The following is a 14,570-nucleotide window of genomic DNA, read 5'->3' as shown; positions in this document are numbered from 1 at the left end:
CCACCCACCGCACTACCCCCCACTACGCGCCAGCGCCAGTTCCAGGACAACAAGCAGCGCATCCCGCACAGAACCCCGTTCACGCGCGTCGAAGACGACCAGCGGTGTCCCCTCGGTAACGTCCAGCGCCCACCGAACCTCGTCCAGCGTGTGCTCGACGCGGCCGTCGAACGCGTTGATCGCGACGGCGAACGGAATCCCCTTGTGCTCGAAGTAGTCAACCGCGGCGTAGCAGTCGTCGAGGCGACGCGTGTCAACGATGACCAGCCCGCCGAGCGCGCCCTCCACGATGTCGTCCCACATGAAGCCGAAGCGTTCCTGCCCGGGCGTGCCGAACAGATACAGCTTCAGCGTCGGGTCGATGGTGATGCAGCCGAAGTCCATCGCCACGGTCGTGGTCGTCTTGCGCGGAGTGAGCGAGAGGTCGTCCACACCCGCCGCGACCTCGGTGATCGACGCCTCGGTGGTCAGTGGCTCGATCTCCGAGATCGAGCCGACGGCGGTGGTCTTGCCCACGCCGAAACCGCCCGCGATGACCATCTTCACCGGCAGCGGCGGCCGGACGGCCGTACGCCCGGCGCCCCGGGTCAGCGAGTCAGTCGGTGTCACGGAGTACCCCTCGGGAGTCGGGGATGGCCCGCAGGCCATCGATAACCCTGCGCAGGACGGACGAGTCGTGGGTGGCCTCGAAGTCGGGCACGTGGACCGTCAGCTGCCCGGCCTCGCGCAGGTCTTCGGCCAGCACCCGGACCACGTTCAGGTGCAGCCGCAGCCGGGCCGCCAGTTCCGCGAGCGACTGCGGAATCCGGCACGCGGCGACGATGTCGTGCTGCTCGAAGGAGAGCCGGTCCAGCACGGCGAGCCCGGCGGCGGTGGCCACCACCTGGGTCTCGACGGGCATCGCCGGTCCGGAGGCGCTGTCCGCCACCCGGCCGGCGGTGACCAGGAACGGCCGTACGGCGGGGGCGGGGCCGACCGGGTCCGGGCCCGGGGGCGGGGTGCCGTCCGCCATGGCTGTGTCTTCCTCTCTCGGCCTTCTCGGCTTGCCGACCGGCGGTGCCGGTCAGCGCGTCTGTGGGACGCCGACGCTGTTCTTCAGCTCCAGGACGAGCTGCGGACTGAGGGCCGCACCCGCGCGGTTGGCGAACAGCGTCATCTCGTAGGCGATGTTGCCGAGCTTGGCCTCCTTGTCGGCGACCACGCCGAGTACGGCGCCGCTGCCGATCGCGGAGACGATGACATGGCCGCCCTCCAGGTCGATGATGACCTTGTTGAGGCCGCCCAGGCCGTAGTTGCCGGAAGCACCGGCGGCCAGGCTGGTGATGCCGGAGACGATCGCGGCCAGTCGCTCGGAATGGGCGCGCTCGCGCAGTTCCGACACCGCGATCAGCAGACCGTCGGAGGACACGGCGATCGCGTCGACCACGCCTGCGGTCTCGGTGGCGAAGCGGTTCAGCAGCCAGGTGAAGTCGGCTGCGGCCGCCTGCAGGTCGGTCGGCGTGATGCCGCCCGTCGGGGTGTCACCTGTCGACGTGCTCACTGCTCGGCTCCTTCCGGAAGGTGGTTCTGGTCCTGCGGGGGGTTCAGGGGGTCGGTGCGCGGTGCGGGCCGTTCGTAACTCCCGGTGTCGCCCTCGCGCCGGGCGCGTTCCACCGCCGCCTCGAACTCGTCCAGTGCGTCCCGCTCGGCCTCGGCGTCACGGGTGCGCGGTGCCTGGGCGAGGCTCTGGGCGGCGCCGACGGTGGTGCGGAGGGTCGCACCGCGGACCCGGCGGCGCAGCGGGCGGGGCCCGTCGTCGTCGGCGTCGTCGGGGTCGTCGGGGTCGGCCGGGGGCTCGCCGGAGCGCGCGGCCGGGATCAGCGGGGTCTGCGCCGCCGCTTGCTCGGCGGCCGGTTCGCGGCGCGGCAGCCGGCGGGGGAGCGGGCTCTCCGGCTCGGCCCAGGCCGGCACCGTGACGGCGGCGGTCGGGCCGGTCGCCTCGGCCGACGCCACCGGTGTCTCCGGTTTCGTCAGGGCAGCCGGTGTCGCGGGTGCCGTCAGTTCCGTCGGCTCCGCCGGTTCTGCCGCGAACGGGGTGCCGGTGGTGTCCGCCACCGCGCTCATCGTCAGCAACAGCCTGGAGGGCAGCGTCACTTCGGCGGTGACACCGCCGCCCGGGGTCCGGGTCAGCTCGACGCCGATCTCCCAGCGCCGGGCCAGCGCACCCACCACGAAGAGGCCGAGCACCTTGGTCGGCACCAGGTCGAGGCGCTCACGGCGGATCAGCCGGGCGTTCTCCTCGGCCAGCCGCTCGGCGCTCATGCCGAGGCCGTGGTCGGTGACGACGATGTGCGCGCCCACGTCGCTGGAACGGACGGTCACCTCGACGGGGCTGCCGGCCGGCGAGAACGACACCGCGTTCTCCAGGAGTTCGGCCACCATCAGCGTGAGGTCGCCGATGATGTCCGGCTCGATCATGGCGTCCGTGCCGGCGTACAGCCGTACCCGCTGGTAGCCCTCGATCTGGCCGAGCGCGGCCCGGACCACGTTGGACACCGGTGTCGGGCCCGAGGCCAGCACGGTCTCGCGGATGCCGGCCAGCAGCATCAGGCTGTCGGCGTTGCGGCGCAGGCGGACGGCGATGTGGTCGATGGAGTAGAGGCGTTCGAGGAGGGCCGGATCGGTCTCGGCACGCTCCACCGCGTCGATGAAGGCGAGCTGGCGGGTGGTCAGGTTGCTGACGCGGCGCCCGACGTTGCCGAACATCTCGGCGGTGTTGCGGCGGCTGAGCACCTGGCGTTCGAGCAGGGCCGCGGCCGTCGTCTGCACCTGGTTGAACGCCTCGGCCAGGTCACCGATCTCGTCGCGGGCGGTGACCGGCATGTCCCGCAGCCGGGGCGGGCCGGAGTCCTCGGCGTCGTCGTCGGCGACGCGGGCGAGTTCGCGGCCCGCCACCTCGGCGACCTCGTGCGCGACCCCGGTCAGGGCCTGCACCGGGCGGATCACCGAGCGGCGGACCAGCGCCGCGAGGGTGATCCAGAGGACGAAGCCGAGCAGCGCGCCGTTCAGCAGGTAGATCGCGCGCCACTTGGCCGAGTCGGCCGTGGTGTCGGCCCGGTCGGCGATCTGCCCGATGAGCGAGGTGGTGATGGTCAGCCGGGCCGCGGCCTGGTCGTGGTAGGCCGGGTAGTCGGTGAGCGCGTCCTTGACGGCCCGCCGGATCTGGTCCTGGTCGCCGGACTCCAGCTTGGTCGGGTCGATCTGCAGCTCGGCGAAGGACTCGGCGATCGTGCTCTGGGCCTTGGTGTGCTCGACGTCGGCCAGCTGCCGGGCCTGCCCCTCGGAGGCGAACCGGGTGAACCGGTCGGCCTGGTGCTGGTAGAGGTCGTAGGCGCCGACCGCGTTGATGAACTCGATCAGGGCGTTGGTGTCCCCGGTGGTCGCCGCGAGCACGTTGGTCTCGAAGGCGCCGTGGGCGGCGTCCGCGCGCAGCAGCGAGTCCAGCAGGTTGCCGGTGAAGGTGGAGGCGAGGTCGGTGTCGCGGTCCAGACCGAGGCCGTCGATCAGGTCGTTGGACGCGTTGGTGTACGCCGGGTCGATGTTGTCGGCGGGCAGATAGGCCTGCTCGACGGAGTCCCGCAGGCTGGACAGGCCCTCGACCTGCCGCAGGGCGTCCGCCTCGGTGCCCGGCAGCCGGTCGCCGAAGGTGTCACGGACCTTCGCGACCTGGGAGTTCACCGCGTCCTGGGCCGCGCGGTAGGCGGCCGCCGAGGGAGTGGAGTAGCCGGACTCGTAGCGCGCGGAGAGCAGGATCGCCTGCTGGTGCTCCGCCTCGACCTTGTCCACGAGGCGTGCCACCTGAGCGCTGTCCCGGACCGTCTGCGCCGCGTCCTCCGCGCTGGTGGACTGCTGCGTCAGGTCGGTGATGACGTACGTCAGCAGTACGGCGATGACGGCGAGCGGTACACCGACCAGCAGGTTGAGCTTGCGCCGGAAGGGCCAACGGTCGGCGAAACCCCTGATCCCGCTCCGCGCCTGGGCGGGCCGGACGGGCGCGTCCACCTGGTTCGTGGACACCGGGCCTCCTTCATGAGGGTGTCTGGTCTGGGGGGCGTCTTCACCCCGAGCTGCTGCGGAACGACACCGAGTAGCGGGCCCCGCGCACCGCTGTGACCGATATCAACTGCCGTGAGACTACAGCGTTCTTGAAGCTCGGTTCCGCTTGCTCTTTATCAAGAATCCGTTACAAAGAGACCGCTCTCCGTCCACAACTGGCCACGGATTGAAGCCAATCGGTGACCCGGAGACACTTGACTGACCGAGAACCGGCTGGATTGGATCGTCCGGAGTGGTTCGAACAGCCCCGTGGTGCACAACCAGGTCCGCGTGGTTCGCAACACCCCCACCCTTCCCACAGCTCCCGGAACGGCAACCGTGACTTCCAACACCCTTCCCAGCAGGTCAATCCGGACATACCGAGGCGTGGCGGCCGTCGCGCTCGCCGCGACGACGGCCCTGCTGGCGGGCTGTTCCTCTTCCGACGACAGCAAGTCCGACCCGCTGTCGGACAGCAAGGCGAGCGGGGACACCGTCGTCGTCGGCTCCAACAACTTCGCCGAGAGCACCCTGATCGCCGACATCTACGGCGAAGCACTGAAGGCCAAGGGCGTCAAGGTCACTTACAAGCCGAACATCGGCAGCCGCGAGACCACCTACGGCCTGCTCAAGAACGGTTCGATCTCCGTTCTGCCCGAGTACAACGGCGCCCTGCTCGCCTACCTCGACCCCAAGGCGACCCCGAAGACCGTCGAGGAGACCACGTCGGCCATCGGGGCCAAGCTGGACTCCAAGCTGACGCTGCTCGACCCGGCGGACGCGCAGGACAAGGACACGGTGACGGTCAACGCGGCCACGGCCGCCAAGTACAACCTCACCGAGAAGTCCTCCATAGCCGACCTCAAGACCATCGCCAAGGACCTGGCCATCGGCGCCTCGCCGGAGTTCCAGACCCGCCAGCAGGGCCTGGTCGGCCTGAAGTCCGTGTACGGCCTGGAGTTCAAGTCCTTCAAGGCGCTGGACGCGGGCGGCGCGCTCACCGAGGCCGCCCTGAAGAAGAACGCGGTGCAGGCCGCCGACATCTTCAGCACGGACCCGACCATCACCAAGGAGAAGTTCGTCGTCCTCCAGGACCCGGAGAACCTCTTCGGCTTCGAGAACGTCCAGCCCCTGGTCTACAAGAGCGCCCTGAACCAGACGGCCACCGACGCCCTCAACGCCGTCTCCGCCAAGCTCGACACCGCGGCCCTGCTGGACATGGACACCCAGGTGCAGTCGGACAACAAGGACCCGCTGGAGGTCGCCCAGGCGTGGCTGAAGAAGGTCGGCCTCACCAGCTGACCGTGTTCGACCTGCCGCGGATCCTCCCTGGACCTTCCTCGGACCGGGTCGTGCTCGACGGCAACGGCCTCGGCCTGACCGGACTCGTCCGGCTCGCCGACGCCGTTGCCGGCCCTGTCGTACCGCCGGAGGCGCTCGACCGGGTCCGCCGGGCCCACGAGAGCGCCGACCGCCTCGCCGCACGGGGGCATTGGTACGGCCGCGGCACCGGCGTGGGCGCCCACCGCTCCGTCATCGTCGACCCGTCCGACGCGTCCGGCCACACCCTGCGCCTGCTGCGCAGCCACGCCGGCGGCGCCGGCCCGCTGCTGCCGGCCCGTCAGGCCCGCGCGCTGATGGCCGTCCGGGCCAACCAGCTGCTGGCCGCCGGCTCCGGCATCCACCCTTCCTTCGTCACGGCGCTGGCCGAGGCCCTGCGTCTCGGCGTGCACCCCGCGATCAACGAGTACGGGGGTGTGGGCACCGGCGACCTCACGGCCCTGGCCCAGACCGGCCTGACCCTGATCGGCGAACGCCCCTGGCTCACGGCGTCCTCCGACGCCGAACTGCCCGCCCCGGTCGCCCTCCGCCCCGGCGACTCGCTCGCCCTCCTGAGCAGCAACGCCCTGGCCCTGGGCAGGGCCGCCCTGGCCTGCCACGACCTGGACGTACTGCTGCGGGCCACCCACGCGGTGGCCGCCCTCTCCCTGGCCGCCGTCTCCGGCTCCCCGGAGGCCTACGCCCCCGAGGTGCACGCCCTGCGCCCCTACCCCGGCCCGGCCAGGGCGGCAGCGGAGGTACGACGCCTCCTCGCGATCCCCGACCACCCGCTCACCACCGGCCGCCGCATCCAGGACCCCTACGGCTTCCGCGCCTTCCCGCAGGTCCACGGCGCGGCCCTGGAGGCCGCCGACAGGCTCCGCCACATCGTCGAGACGGAGATCAACTGCCCCACGGAGAACCCCGTGCTGGCCCCCGACGGCCACGTCTACCACCACGGCGGCTTCTTCGCGGCCCCGCTCGCCCTGGCCCTGGACGGCCTCGACCTGGCCCTCCTCCAGACCGCCCAGCTCTCCGCCGCCCGCCTCCATGCCCTGACCCGCGCCGACCTCACGGGCCTGCCCGCCTTCCTGACCGCGGGTCCGGCGAGCAGCTCCGGCACGATGATCCTGGAGTACACCGCCAACTCGGCCCTGGCAGAGCTCCGTTCCAGCGCGGCCCCGGCATCGGCCGGCCACACCGTCCTCTCCCACGGCCTGGAGGAGGCGGCGAGCTTCGCGGACCAGGCGGCGAAACAGGCCGAACGGGCGGCAGAGGCGTACCCGGTGGTACTGGCCTGCGAACTGGTGGCGGCGGTACGGGCGTTGCGACTGGGCCCGGTGGAGCCGACGGTGCCCGCCTTCAGACTGGCCGCGGCGGCTCTGCCGGGCGACATGGAAGACCGCGCGCTGACCGGGGACGTGACGGCGGCGATGGATGTACTGCCCCTCCTGGCCGACGTCTGAGCAGCCGACCCTTCTTGGGGGCGCGGGGCTGTATCAAATCTGCGGCTCCGCCGCGCGGGCGCGACCAGCCCCCACCCACCCGCAGCCACAACTCATCGCGTGTGATTCCGTCACAAACACCGGGTGCGATGGAAGAAAGCAGCGACCTCCCGACCAAAACCGTCGGCACCCGCGCAGCGCCCCGCACGCTGCCCCCATGAAAACCACACCCACGCACGCCCCCACCACCCCGGCCCCCTACCCTTGGCGCCGGCCCGCCCTCGCCGCCCTTCTCCTCGCCGAGGCGATGAACCTCCTGGACGCGACGATCGTCCAGGTCGCCGCCCCCGCCGTGCACGCCGGCCTCGGCGGCTCCGTCTCCGACGTCCAGTGGTTCAGTACGGCGTACACCCTGCCGTTCGCGGTCCTGCTGATCACCGGCGGACGGCTCGGCGACATCGCGGGCCGCCGCCGGCTCTTCGTCCTCGGCGTCACGCTCTTCACCGCGGCCTCCGTCGCCTGCGCACTCGCACCGACGGCGGGCCTGCTGATCGCCTTCCGCGCGGTGCAGGGCGCGGCGGCGGCCGTGATCATTCCGCAGACCATCGGGCTCATCAAGGCGATGTTCGAGGGCGACGAGCTGTCCCGGGCGCTGGGCAGCATCGGTCCGGTGATGGGCCTCGCGGCCGTCTGCGGCCCGGTCCTCGGCGGCGTCCTCACCCACGCCGACCTGTTCGGCTCCTCCTGGCGGGCAGCCTTCCTGGTGAACGTCCCGGTGGCCCTGGTCGTCCTCGCCCTGTCCCCGAAGCTCCCGGAGAACCGCGCCCCGCACCGCCCCGCCCTCGACTGGCCGGGCACGGCACTCGCGGCGACCGGCACGGGCCTGCTGGTCTACCCCCTGATCGGCACGGACCTCACCGAACTCCCGCCGCGCGACTGGGCGTCGCTGGCGCTCGGCCTGCTCACCCTGGCCGCCTTCGCACGGCACCAGCGCCGCACGACCGCGCCCCTCCTGGAACCGAGCCTCTTCACCCGCCCGGGCTTCCCGGCCGCCCTCGCCACCTCGACGACGTTCTTCGCGGTGACCAACGGCCTGCTGACCGTCGTCGTCCTCCAGCTGCAACTGCAGGCGGGCCAGGGCGTACTGGCGGCAGGGCTGAGCCTCACGCCGTGGTCGATCGGCCTGGCGGTGTCGTCCTGGCTGTCGGGCCGCCGCGGTGCCCGGCGCCGCATGATGCCCTGCGGCCTGGCCCTGGTGCTCATGGGCCTGACGGCCGCCGCGGCCGTGTACGCCAGCACTGCCGGCACCGCCCCCGTCCACTATCCCTGGCCGCTCCTGCCCGCGCTGGCCCTGGTCGGCCTGGGCGCGGGCCTGTTCACCCCCGCCTTCTTCACGCTGGCCCTGCGGCCGCTGCGCCCCCAGGAGGTCGGCTCGGCGGCGGGTGCGCTGAACGCCGTACAGCAACTGGGGGCGACGCTGGGAGTGGCGGTCCTCGGCAGTACTTATCTGGACGGCTCGGCGGCGGCGGCCTGCGCCGTGGCCGCGGCCCTCACCGCACTCTGCTGGGCCACGAGCCGGCGGATGTGAGCCGTCCGCGGTCCGGCCGCCCCTGGTCCCGCCGCCCCCGTCCCGTCGGTGCCGGTCAGAGGTCGAACTCGTGCGGCGGCAGGTCGAGGGTGTAGCACGCCTCGCGGACCACGGCCTGCTCGGTCTTGTCGAAGTCGCCGTCCGCGCCGCCGATCACGATGCCGATCTGGATGACGGCACGCGCCTCGGCCGGCTTCTTCTTCGCCTTGGCGACCTCCTGGAGCACGCTCACCTTGCCGAAGGCGAAGTCGGCGGTCAGCTTGTTCAGGTTCTCCTCGAAGCGGCGGCGAAGGTCGTCCGCCGGGAAGTTCTGCAGCACCTCGTTGGTCGAGATGAGCTGGGCGACCCGCTGGCGCTCGGCCGGATCGATGGTGCCGTCGGCGGCGGCCACGAGCGCGCACATCGCCATGCTCGCGTCGCGGAACGCACCGCTCTTCAGGTCGTTCTTCTTCGCCACGAGCTGGGTCTGCATCTGCGTCGCGGAATCCTTGATGCGGTCCCACAGGGCCATGCGCACTCACTCCTCGGTAGGTAAGAGTCCTGCTTGCCAAAAAATTACTTCTACAACACCGTAGAAACTTGCGCGGCGGCCGATAAGTTCCCGCGCCCTAAACTGTCCCTCCGACCCGCGGCGGGTCGCTTCGACGCGCTGGACAGGAGGACGACGACGGTGGCGACGGTGCCCGGCAGCGGCTACGAGGACCCCACCGCGGACGTGCTCGCGGAGGCGGCCGCGGCCTTCGGGCTGCTCGCCTCGCCCGCCCGGCTGCACATCGTCTGGGCGCTGGCCCAGGGCGAGAGCGATGTCACGGGCCTCGCCGAACGGGTCGGCGGCGCGCTGCCCGCCGTCAGCCAGCACCTGACCAAGCTGAAGCTCGCCGGTCTCGTCCGCTCCCGCCGGGAGGGCCGCCGCCAGGTGTACCTGGTCGACGACCCCGACGTCGTCGACGTCGTACGCCTCCTGGTCGGCTGCCTCACCGCCCGCAGCACCGGCGCCGAGCTCCCCGCCCCCCGGCGGCTCCGTGGTCTCTGAGGGCGAGGCCGCCACCTCGCTGCAGGTGCTGCGCCGACTGGACACGGGACCGCGGGGGCTCACCGAGGCCGAGGCCGCGGCCCGGCTCGCAGGCCTCGGCGAGAACACCCCGCCCCGCCCGCACACCGACTCCTGGCCGCTGCGCTGCGCCCGTGCCCTGCGCGACCCCTTCACCGCCGTCCTCCTCACCCTCGGCCTGGTCTCCGCTCTCGTCGCCTCCTGGGGCACCGCCGTCGTGATCCTCGCCCTGGTCGCGGTCAGCTGCGGACTGCGGGCCGCCGGCGAACACCGTGCCGACCGCTCGCTGGCCGCCCTGCGCGCACTCGTCGCCGGCACCGCCACCGTGCTGCGCCGCTCCGGCGTCGACACCGAGCCGCGGGCGCGGGAGATCCCGGTCGCCGAACTGGTCCCGGGTGACGTCGTCCGGCTCGGCCCGGGCGACCTGGTCCCGGCCGACGTACGACTGCTGCGCGCCCGGGGGCTGACCGTGCACCAGGCCGTGCTCACCGGCGAGTCGGCGCCCGTCGCCAAGTCCGCGGTGGACGTCCCCGACCGCTCGGAAGGCGGCCCCTTCGACGAGCCGTACCTCTGTTTCCAGGGCAGCGGCGTCGCCTCGGGCAGTGCCACGGCGGTGGTCGTGGAGACGGGGGAGCGGACCCGGTTCGCCGTCGCCCAGGGCGCAGCCGCGCCGCGCGAGGCGAGCGCCTTCGACCGGTCCGTGCACGGCATCTCCTGGGTGCTCGTCCGGTTCATGCTGCTGACCCCGCCGCTGGTCCTGATGGCCAACGCCGCCCTGCGCGGCCGCGGACTGGAGACGCTGCCCTTCGCGGTCGCGGTCGCCGTCGGGCTCACCCCCGAGATGCTCCCGGTGATCGTCACCACCTGCCTGGCCCGGGGCGCCGCGCTGCTGGCCCGCGCCCACCGGGTCGTCGTACGACGGCTGCCCGCGCTGCACGACCTGGGCGCGGTCGACGTGCTCTGTCTCGACAAGACCGGCACCCTCACCCAGGACCGGCCCGTCGTCGAACGCGCCCTCGGACCCGACGGCGACGACGACCCCGAGGTGCTGCGCTGGGCGGCCGTCGGCGCCTGGTGGACCCTGCAACTCGCCGAACTGCCCGCCCCCGACGCACTCGACGAGGCCCTGCTCACGGCCGCCGGACCGGTGGGGGAGGAGTACGACGGCATCGGCGCCGTCCCCTTCGCCCCCGAGCGGCGCACCGCCACCGCCGTCGTCGCCGGCAGCCGCGGCACCCATGTCCTCGTCACCAAGGGCGCCGCCGAGGACGTACTGGACCGCTGCGACCTCGACCCCGCCGAACGCGAGCGCCTCCTCGCCCTCGCCGCCCGCGAGGCCGACGCCGGGCTGCGCGTCCTGGCCGTGGCCACCGCCCGGGTTCCGGCCCGCACCCGGCCCTGCACGGCCGCCGACGAACACGGCCTCGCCTTCCGCGGCCTGGTCACCTTCCGCGACGCCCTCGCCCCCGGCGCCGCCGAGGCCCTGCGCGGCCTCGCCGGCCTCGGTATCACGATCCGGATCCTGACCGGCGACCACCCGGCCACCGCCGCGCGGGCCTGCCGGGACCTGGGACTGGGAGCGGTCGAGACGGGGGTGGCGGCGTCGGAGGGCGCCGCACGTGTCGACGGACCTGTCGTCGTCGCCCGCTGCACCCCCGAGGACAAGGCCCGGATCGTGGCCGGACTGCGCGCCGCCGGGCACACCGTCGGGTTCCTCGGGGACGGGGTCAACGACGTCCCCGCCCTGCGCGCGGCCGACGTCGGGATCGCGCCCCGCACCGCCGTGGACCTCGCCCGCGAGACCGCCGACGTGGTCCTCGCCGAGAAGGACCTCGGCGCCATCGGGCACGCCGTCACCGCCGGCCGGCGCAGCAGCGCCAACATCGCCTCCTATCTGCGGGTCACGCTCTCCTCCAACCTCGGCAACGTCATCGCGATGCTCTCCGCCGGCCTGCTCCTCCCCTTCCTGCCGATGCTCCCGGTCCAGGTGCTGGCCCAGAACCTCTGCTTCGACGCCGCCCAGCTCGCCTTCGCCTACGACCGCCCCGGGCCTGCGGCACTGCGCCGCCCGACCGTGCTCCGGCCGCGTGCCTTCCTGCGGTTCATCACCGGCTTCGGTGCGCTCAACGCGATCGCCGACCTCGCCACCTTCGGCGTCCTCGCGCTCGCCCTGCGCGGCCCCGACGCCCTCGACGACCAGGCGGTCTTCCATTCCGCGTGGTTCACCGAGAACCTGCTCACCCAGGCCCTGGTGATGCTCCTGCTGCGGGGCGGCTCCCGCCGAGGGCCCGTGGGCCGGGCGGCCGCCGCACTCGCCGCCGTCGGCCTGCTGCTCCCGCCCGGCCCCCTGGGCGCGGCCCTGGGCATGACCGGGCTGCCGCCCGCCTACCACGCCCTGCTCGCCGCCGTCCTGGGGCTGTACGCACTGGCGCTGCGAGCGGTGCGGGCACGCCACGACCGGCGGTAGCGATTGCGGGGCCGGGTCCGGGGAGCGTTTCCCAGCCCGGGTTGTACAGTTGCGCAATGTAGCAATCGTCGCTGCCCGGCCGAGGCGCGTGAAGCACCCTCCGTCGGCACGAAGGAACGTGAGAAAGGGAGGGGGCGGTCATGCTCCGCAACGGACTGGAACCCTGGCACCTGCTGATCGTCGCGATCGTCTTCATCGTGCTTTTCGGCTCCCGGAAGCTGCCCGACACCGCCCGGGCCCTGGGCAAGTCGATGCGCATCCTGAAGAGCGAGGCGAAGGCCATGAAGACCGACGACACGGCGGCGGCGCCGGTGGAGCCGACGTCGGTACAGATGGCGGCGGAGCCGGTCACGGCCCCCGCGCAGCCGGAGCCCAGGACGGTCGGCGAGCCGACGGCCACGACGAGCTGACGCCCCCGGTCCCGTGCCGCGCGGGTCGCTGATTCGTATGGTGTGACCGGTCCGGGGTATCCCGGACCGGTGGGACCCGGCAGCTCGGCCGGCCGCTGCCGGACCGCCGGCCGACTCCGTGACCGCCCGCCGACCGGCCTGACGCGCGGCACCGGCCTGCGCGGACCCGGTGCACCGATGGCCCCGCCGGATCCGCCGCCGGTGTGCTGCCGGACCGGCGGCGGACGGTCAGCGTCGGTCTGCGATGAAGGCGCTGACCTTTTTGGCCAGTTCCTCTCCGGCCTGTTCCTTCCCGGGGTCGTCAGGCGCGGCGATGGCCGAGATGTGCGGGCGTGCCGAGGTGGCGCCGATGATCACGAACTCCTGGTGGGGGTTGGCGCGCGCCGCGGCCTCGGTCGCGGGTTTCATGCCGGTGCCGACGGTGACGATCAGCTCGCAGTGATGCTGCACGGCGCCGTTGAAGTACGGCAGCGCGGCCTTGGCGTCGATGGTCGGGGTCGGGAAACGCTGGGCGTTGACCCCGCCGGAGCGCGCCGCGTCCTGCATGCCCTGCCAGGACACCTGGCTGAGCCGGGCGTCGGTGGCGCCCGCGGGCGAGACGAGCAGACAGGCCCGGAAGTTGCGGGAGACGTTGGCGGCCCGGGGCCGGTCGCTCCGGTCTCCGGTGAGCAGCGCGGTGAGCGACAGGACCGCCAGGAGGACGGCGGCCGCGGTCGCGGCGATGACCGGGTGGCCGCGTACGAGACCGGCGAAGCGGCGGACGGGCCGCGCGGTGAGAGCCGGGAGCCGCATGCTGATCGGGTTCCTCCTGGGGGTCACGTACGACGACGGGAGCGGCGGCGGACGAGGAAGCCGCCCGCCCCGGCGGCGGTCACCCCCGCCACGGCGCCGATGACCGCGACGGTTCCGCCGGAAGTGCCGCCCGCCGCGTCGGCTGCCTTCGGGGCGCCGTCTCCGGAGGCGGTGAGCAGCGGATTGGCACTGGAGGCCGGAGCCGGCGCGCCCAGGGCCTTCAGGGGGTCGACGATGCCGTAGCCGAAGCGGTCGTCACGGCCGGACCCTCCGCCGGGAAGGTCGGCGGTGCCGATGAGCCGGGCGATGATCTGCCCGGCGCTCTCCGACGGGTAAGCGGCGCGCAGCAGCGCGGCGGCCGCGGAGACATAGGGAGCGGAATAACTGGTCCCGTCCTTGGTGAGGTAGCCGCCGCTGTTCCTCGTCGAGTAGATGTCCACCGCCGGGGCCGCCAGCGCGATGTAGGAACCGGACTCGCCGGCGGCCCAGAAGCCGCCGTCGCGGGTGGTGCCGGAGACGGCGACCACGCCGGGGAACGCGGCCGGATAGGTCACCGGGTTTCCCGCCCGGCCGCTGTTGCCCGCCGCCGCGACCACGATGACGTCGTGGCTCCGCGCATAGGCGACGGCGTCGCGGATCTGCGGGTCGGGATCGGTGGTCACCATCGAGATGTTGATGACCGCGGCCCCGTGGTCGGCGGCGTAGACGATGCCCCGGGCCAGGGCGAGCGGATCCGCCGCCTCGTTGCCGCTGACGCGGACGGGGAGCAGGGTGGCCCGGGGGGCCAGCCCGGCCATGCCCTTGCCGGTGCCGCCGGTGCCGCCGGTGCCGCCGGAGCCCGCGATGACCCCGGCGACCGAGGTGCCGTGGGATTCCGACGAGACGTCGACCCTGCCGTCGGCGGCCTGGCCGGTGACGTCGGTACCGGGCAGGACCCGGCCCGCCAGATCGGGGTGACGGGCGTTCACCCCGGTGTCGACCACCGCGACCGTGACGCCGGCCCCCTGGCTGAGCCGCCAGATCCGGGAGGCGTCGAAGTGCCGGGCGTCCAGGGGCCATTCGGAGCCGAGGGGGGTGGGTGCGGCGGACTGCCGCGCGGCGGCCCCGGGTGCGGCGGCCAGGAGGAGCAGCAGCGGCAGGCCGACGTATGCGCAGGCTCGTAAAACGCCCGACTGTCCCGGTCTCATCTGCCCCCGCAGCCCCTCTGATGTCCAGTGAGAGCAGCCTTCCCCTCCAACTGGCAAGAGTGGGGCGGGAGTTGGCCAGGAAAACCACAAGGACTTGCAATGTACCGGTCAACCTTGGTGCGCAATGCCGGTCTTTGATGCCAATGGCCCGGGATATATGGCTGTCCCGGGCCGTCGCCCCGCTGATAGAAGATCCGGCTGTCCGGAGTTGGATGGTGGGCATCGCTGGGGGGGGC

The 14,570-nt window shown here is 72.8% G+C and carries 13 protein-coding genes; 6 read left to right on the top strand and 7 right to left on the bottom strand.

Translation table 11 applies throughout. From position 1 onward, the window contains the following. Window positions 1–12: 12 nt before the first annotated feature. The 4 genes from SSP29_RS33760 to SSP29_RS33745 are packed head-to-tail and all read right to left on the bottom strand — an operon-like array spanning window position 13 to window position 4,056. Window positions 13–609, bottom strand: a complete 597-nt coding sequence (locus SSP29_RS33760; protein WP_089104680.1) for a GTP-binding protein — start codon at window positions 607–609, stop codon at window positions 13–15. Continuing rightward, window positions 596–1,012 carry a DUF742 domain-containing protein gene (locus SSP29_RS33755; protein ID WP_089104679.1) on the bottom strand — a complete coding sequence of 139 codons (417 nt, stop codon included), beginning with the start codon at window positions 1,010–1,012 and terminating at the stop codon, window positions 596–598. The genes SSP29_RS33760 and SSP29_RS33755 overlap by 14 nt, the downstream gene beginning before the upstream one ends. A 51-nt stretch (window positions 1,013–1,063) precedes the next feature. Continuing rightward, the gene (locus tag SSP29_RS33750) at window positions 1,064–1,540 is read right to left on the bottom strand and encodes a roadblock/LC7 domain-containing protein (RefSeq protein ID WP_089104678.1); all 477 of its coding nucleotides are present in this window, start codon (window positions 1,538–1,540) and stop codon (window positions 1,064–1,066) included. Beyond that, window positions 1,537–4,056 (bottom strand): sensor histidine kinase, encoded by a 2,520-nt coding sequence (locus SSP29_RS33745; protein WP_089104677.1) that lies wholly within the window; start codon window positions 4,054–4,056, stop codon window positions 1,537–1,539. Before SSP29_RS33745 ends, SSP29_RS33750 begins: the two co-directional genes overlap by 4 nt. A 357-nt stretch (window positions 4,057–4,413) precedes the next feature. On the opposite strand from SSP29_RS33745, the gene SSP29_RS33740 reads away from it, so the two are divergent. From SSP29_RS33740 to SSP29_RS33730, 3 genes are all read left to right on the top strand, one after another. Next, window positions 4,414–5,376 (top strand): ABC transporter substrate-binding protein, encoded by a 963-nt coding sequence (locus tag SSP29_RS33740; RefSeq protein WP_089104676.1) that lies wholly within the window; start codon window positions 4,414–4,416, stop codon window positions 5,374–5,376. Then, on the top strand, window positions 5,373–6,860 hold the full coding sequence (locus SSP29_RS33735) for an aromatic amino acid lyase (RefSeq protein WP_438363827.1): 1,488 nt from the start codon (window positions 5,373–5,375) through the stop codon (window positions 6,858–6,860). Before SSP29_RS33740 ends, SSP29_RS33735 begins: the two co-directional genes overlap by 4 nt. A 196-nt stretch (window positions 6,861–7,056) precedes the next feature. Next, the gene (locus SSP29_RS33730) at window positions 7,057–8,427 is read left to right on the top strand and encodes an MFS transporter (RefSeq protein ID WP_089104674.1); all 1,371 of its coding nucleotides are present in this window, start codon (window positions 7,057–7,059) and stop codon (window positions 8,425–8,427) included. Window positions 8,428–8,482: 55 nt separating this feature from the next. On the opposite strand, the gene SSP29_RS33725 is transcribed toward SSP29_RS33730, so the two are convergent. Next, window positions 8,483–8,938, bottom strand: coding sequence for a tellurite resistance TerB family protein (locus SSP29_RS33725; RefSeq protein ID WP_089104673.1), 456 nt, complete (start codon window positions 8,936–8,938; stop codon window positions 8,483–8,485). A gap of 159 nt (window positions 8,939–9,097) precedes the next feature. Here SSP29_RS33725 and SSP29_RS33720 point away from each other — a divergent pair, with 159 nt between their 5' ends. The 3 genes from SSP29_RS33720 to tatA all read left to right on the top strand — a co-directional run bounded on the left by SSP29_RS33720 (window position 9,098) and on the right by tatA (window position 12,355). Further along, window positions 9,098–9,460 (top strand): ArsR/SmtB family transcription factor, encoded by a 363-nt coding sequence (locus tag SSP29_RS33720; RefSeq protein ID WP_089104672.1) that lies wholly within the window; start codon window positions 9,098–9,100, stop codon window positions 9,458–9,460. Beyond that, window positions 9,450–11,945, top strand: coding sequence for a magnesium-translocating P-type ATPase (gene mgtA, locus SSP29_RS33715; protein ID WP_089104671.1), 2,496 nt, complete (start codon window positions 9,450–9,452; stop codon window positions 11,943–11,945). Before SSP29_RS33720 ends, mgtA begins: the two co-directional genes overlap by 11 nt. Window positions 11,946–12,085: 140 nt before the next feature. Then, window positions 12,086–12,355 (top strand): Sec-independent protein translocase subunit TatA, encoded by a 270-nt coding sequence (gene tatA, locus SSP29_RS33710; RefSeq protein ID WP_089104670.1) that lies wholly within the window; start codon window positions 12,086–12,088, stop codon window positions 12,353–12,355. Window positions 12,356–12,583: 228 nt separating this feature from the next. On the opposite strand, the gene SSP29_RS33705 is transcribed toward tatA, so the two are convergent. Continuing rightward, a complete protein-coding gene (locus SSP29_RS33705) occupies window positions 12,584–13,147 on the bottom strand; it encodes a type 1 periplasmic-binding domain-containing protein (protein WP_089104669.1) in 564 nt (187 codons plus the stop codon). A gap of 23 nt (window positions 13,148–13,170) precedes the next feature. After that, complete coding sequence (locus SSP29_RS33700; protein ID WP_089104668.1) at window positions 13,171–14,334, bottom strand: S8 family serine peptidase; 1,164 nt, start codon at window positions 14,332–14,334, stop codon at window positions 13,171–13,173. Between the last annotated feature and the right edge of the window lie 236 nt (window positions 14,335–14,570).

It is taken from the genome of Streptomyces hyaluromycini, from assembly GCF_002217755.1.
Lineage (GTDB): Bacteria > Actinomycetota > Actinomycetes > Streptomycetales > Streptomycetaceae > Streptomyces > Streptomyces hyaluromycini.
The sequence above is the reverse complement of the archived record's forward strand: the minus strand, read 5'-3'. Positions and strand labels throughout refer to the sequence as shown.